The organism is Myroides sp. C6-3, from assembly GCF_050522425.1.
Classification (GTDB): domain Bacteria; phylum Bacteroidota; class Bacteroidia; order Flavobacteriales; family Flavobacteriaceae; genus Flavobacterium.
On the sequence record NZ_JBMVQP010000073.1, the window covers coordinates 1 to 3,692 of the forward strand.

5 protein-coding genes are annotated in these 3,692 nt (G+C 32.3%); all 5 read left to right on the forward strand.

Annotated features, from left to right (window positions below; genetic code table 11):
• A partial coding sequence (locus ACPDG9_RS15835; protein WP_430528668.1) for an RHS repeat-associated core domain-containing protein occupies nucleotides 1-549 on the forward strand: 549 nt, incomplete at its 5' end.
• Nucleotides 546-887 (forward strand): hypothetical protein, encoded by a 342-nt coding sequence (locus tag ACPDG9_RS15840; RefSeq protein ID WP_430528669.1) that lies wholly within the window; start codon nucleotides 546-548, stop codon nucleotides 885-887. The genes ACPDG9_RS15835 and ACPDG9_RS15840, both read left to right, overlap by 4 nt.
• 339 nt (nucleotides 888-1,226) lie before the next feature.
• Nucleotides 1,227-1,769, forward strand: coding sequence for a hypothetical protein (locus ACPDG9_RS15845; RefSeq protein WP_430528670.1), 543 nt, complete (start codon nucleotides 1,227-1,229; stop codon nucleotides 1,767-1,769).
• 158 nt (nucleotides 1,770-1,927) lie between these two features.
• Nucleotides 1,928-2,776: a hypothetical protein gene (locus ACPDG9_RS15850; RefSeq protein WP_430528671.1), complete on the forward strand. Its 849-nt coding sequence runs from the start codon at nucleotides 1,928-1,930 to the stop codon at nucleotides 2,774-2,776.
• A gap of 305 nt (nucleotides 2,777-3,081) precedes the next feature.
• Nucleotides 3,082-3,651 (forward strand): hypothetical protein, encoded by a 570-nt coding sequence (locus ACPDG9_RS15855; protein WP_430528672.1) that lies wholly within the window; start codon nucleotides 3,082-3,084, stop codon nucleotides 3,649-3,651.
• Nucleotides 3,652-3,692 lie beyond the last annotated feature (41 nt).

A 3,692-nucleotide genomic window follows, 5' to 3' on the forward strand; every position in this document is an offset into this window, starting at 1 on the left:
GAAGATATCGAGCTGGATGGGTTATACTACAACCGCTTTCGCTATTACGATTCGAATAGCGGGTTGTATATAGCTAAAGATCCGATAGGCCTTGCAGGTAACAATCCTACGTTCTATGCGTATGTGTGGGATAGCAATGGGCAGGTGGATGTTTTTGGGTTGGATATTCCTGATATAATGATCCACTATACTAATCGAGAAGGAATGAAAGCTGTATTAAAGGAGAAAAAACTAAGATCAAATAGTAAAAATAAAGTGTACATAACCGATATATTGATGAATCCCAGTGAAGTAGAAAGGAATATATTTTTAGGAAATATTAAATATGAAGGTAAGGGGGATTATGCTATAATATTTAAACTTTCCGAAGTTCAAAAAACAAATATAGCATTAAGTTCAGATGTCCTAGAATATGTACATAATGGAAATTTAAAAATAGATGAGATTATTTTTACAGGTAAAAATCCATATGGAAGTTTTGATTTTGATTACAATACTAGTTTGAAAATTATACAAAGTCAAATTGATAATAGAAAATTATATAAATGATGAATAAGGAGATTACAATTTCTCAAGAAGAAATTAGAGCATTAATAAAACTTTTATTATTTGTGAAATTTGAAATAAATGATGAAGAACTTGAAATATTTCAAGGTAGTACAGCTATTAACTCAATTATAAAAAAAATTCTTGAGGTTGATGATTTAGGAGAGATTATAACTAAGAGATATAAGTTAATTTCAGATGTATTTTTGAAGGATCAGATTGATTTTTACAAGGAGTCTCCAATGTTCAATAATTTCAGTATTGAACAAAAAGTTAGTTATATTCACAATATGTTATTTCCATATGAAATAGCAAACGAAAAAATAATAGATCTGATTTAGATGGATAATTTTGTTTTAATCTTCACTTATGATAATGAGAAAAATAAGTTCCATTAATTCTTTCTGATTAGATTGTTTTTAATAATGTAATACTTTGTTCTGTTTATAATTTAATAAATGGAATAGATGTTTTTCTTGAGTATGAAAAATGATGAATTAGTTTTTTGTTTAATTAAGGATTTGAAAAACGCTGTATTCAGCAAATAATAGAAGATTAAGAGCTTTTCAATTAGCTAATAAGGACTTGAAAAAAATAGGAATGAGTATCGAAATACACACAATTCCTGCTTCTAATATTGAAAAAGAGAAAATAGAACAACGAATACAAAAATATAAGTAATGAAACGAGTCATTAATTGCAATAACGTGTTCCTCAAGTATGAAAAATTAACAAAGTTAGATTTTTTAATTTCATCTGTTTGGATTGAATATTATCAACCTTATGAATTAGAATTAATGAAAGAACATGGAGTATCAGAGAGTTGGATTTATGAAAATATTTTTACATATGAGGAAAATACAAAAGGTAATGGAAACATCTATTATGCAATTGTAGGAGAAGATTTTTATAGTAATAGAACATTTGTTGTTGTAAAGGCGATAATTATAATGAATGATAATCAGTACTTTACAGGATATCAAATTATTGTTAAGAAAAAACCAAATGTGGTAAATATTTATGTAAATGGAAAGATTAAAACACTGTACTATTCAACTGCATATTGGTATGAAGAAAACAAGAGAACACTAAAATCATTTAGTAGAATACTAGGTGAAGAAGTTAAAAGTATCGATATAATAACTGATAGACAATACAAAAAAATTGTAAAACCATTTATTAAATTTTCTCTCGATGGAGTTGAGTTTTTTGATAATTTCTAAATAGGAAGAATTAGGACTAACTATTTTTCAATTCGAAGAACGTTTTATACTTCTTTTTTATAGTATGGATATAGCTGATAATGAGCAGTTATACAAGGTATAGAGATAAAGTTAAATAGTATCTTGTAGGATCTATGAAGGAATCAAAAATACAAATAATGGAACACGAAGTTTTAGCAAAGAAATTTAAGCAAGAAATCAAGGAAGTTTTAAAAAGAGATTTGTCAGAAGACGTTTTGAATAGAACTTTTACTTCTATAAAAACGAGGATTGATAAAGATATAAAAGAAGGATATTTTAACTCAATGTGTTCTACTTTAGCTTTTGGCATTGGTATACATGGAGGTGATTATCCCAAGCAGTTAATTTTAAATGGGGATACAGAAGGGTGGAAATACATTACGCGATATTTGTTGTGGAGTCAACATATAATAGAAAAAAGGAATAAATGGTTTGATGTCTCAAACAGAAATATGGGAAGCATCTTGGCGTTTTCCCAATTATGGGAGATGGCAGAACTAAAACCTATAATCCGCGCCTATTTTCAGGAATATTACGAGGAAGAGAAAGAAAAGTACAAGAAAAAAGAAAGCCACCATTTGTTTGTCGCTTTAGTTTTTGATTTGTTGGAGGATGGAAGCTATGAAGAGGCGATGTTTCAATTTTTACCCACGGGGAGTGTGTATCAAACTTTTTTAGAGAATTGGAATACCACAGATGACGCTTTGTATCAAAAACTGATTTTCGACTTATGTGATGCGCATATCTACAGCTGTTTGGATGTGAAAAATAAAATGACTGAAATTCTAAGTCATGATTTAATTCCATATGACATTAAGTTGATTGAAAAACTGAGAACCAAGCAGGGGCTAAGCGCTCCTAAGGTTGCACATCCATTATTAGAAACCGCATTGTATGACATTCCAAAAGAAATGATTCCTTGGAACCTAGCCGAAGATGAAGTTTATCAGTATTTGCTATTGAAAGAAGAACAATACTTAAAATAGCATTACCATTACCATTACCATTACCATTACCATTACCATTCAAAAAGTTTAGTCGTAACTAGCTAAACCTTTTTGCAATGAGGTGTATTATATTCTTTTTCGATACTATGATCGAATCACAAAAATAGATTGGTAAGCACCAATGGCAAGCCGTTTTCTCCTATGACGAACACGAGTTAGAGATTCAACGACAACTCAGTGGAGACGTAAAGGTAGAAACCTAGGGCGATAGCTATGGTCGCGTTATTGCAGTAGAAGGAGTGGTTAAAGTCAACAGTCGATACAAGTGGAACAAATCCAACCAATTGCAATCAATCATTAACGACTTGACGCGCACCAAAGTTAACTTTACCTACGACCAATGGGATAGCTTAGTCAGCGGAACCTATAGTTCAACAGAAGTGTTGAAAATGATTTACAAAAACCCAGACGCAGTAGGAAATATTTACGAAAGCAAGTATCAGAAGGATAGGGTGTATGATACGGGAGGTAAACTCCTTCGCGATCGACAGTGGTATTACCACTATGATGAAAGAGGAAACCTTCGACTCAAAACTAAGCGCAAACTCTACGCTAGTCCTGAGAAGCCCAAAGAAAAGCCGAAAAACCTACAGGAGTTGTACGTCTTATCCAACAAGTGGAACCTCTTAGAACCGGACTGGGAGGATACGAATTTCGATTTAGAAGAAGACAACAGAGCCATTGCCAATACCACCACGTGGTGGAAAGGCGATTGGAACTACAAATGGAGCAGTAACGGCATGCTGGAACGGGTGCTAACCCCAACGGGAGAAACGGTTCACCTGGAGTATGATGCCCTAGGCAGACGCACGGCAAAGGTATGCACCCGAGCAACCACATATTTCATAAGATGATGTAAGATAGTAAGTTTGTCTCAAATAATAAAGAGATGAGC